Raw genomic sequence first — 231 nt, 5'->3', positions numbered from 1 at the left:
CGTTAGGATCGATCACGCCATCTTGATCTACATCGAAGAACACTTTACCAGATATGGTTTTATCACCTGCTTTTGGCATTTCAGTAAAGCGCAGTGTTGGCGCAGGATCTGTGCCGACAATCACTTTGGCGATATTGCTGACAACACCCACCCCGCTGCCGATATAACGATTACCTGTTTGATGCTCAGTACTTGGTGTTTGCGTGATGGTATAGCCATCCGCGTTTGATT

The 231-nt window shown here is 46.8% G+C and carries 1 protein-coding gene; it reads right to left on the bottom strand.

Annotated elements, in window-relative coordinates:
• On the bottom strand, positions 1-231 hold a 231-nt coding region (locus A7985_RS26710; RefSeq protein ID WP_176716817.1), incomplete at both ends, for a hypothetical protein.

This window comes from Pseudoalteromonas luteoviolacea, assembly GCF_001696455.1.
Taxonomy (GTDB): domain Bacteria; phylum Pseudomonadota; class Gammaproteobacteria; order Enterobacterales; family Alteromonadaceae; genus Pseudoalteromonas; species Pseudoalteromonas luteoviolacea_C.
The sequence above is the reverse complement of the archived record's forward strand: the minus strand, read 5'-3'. Positions and strand labels throughout refer to the sequence as shown.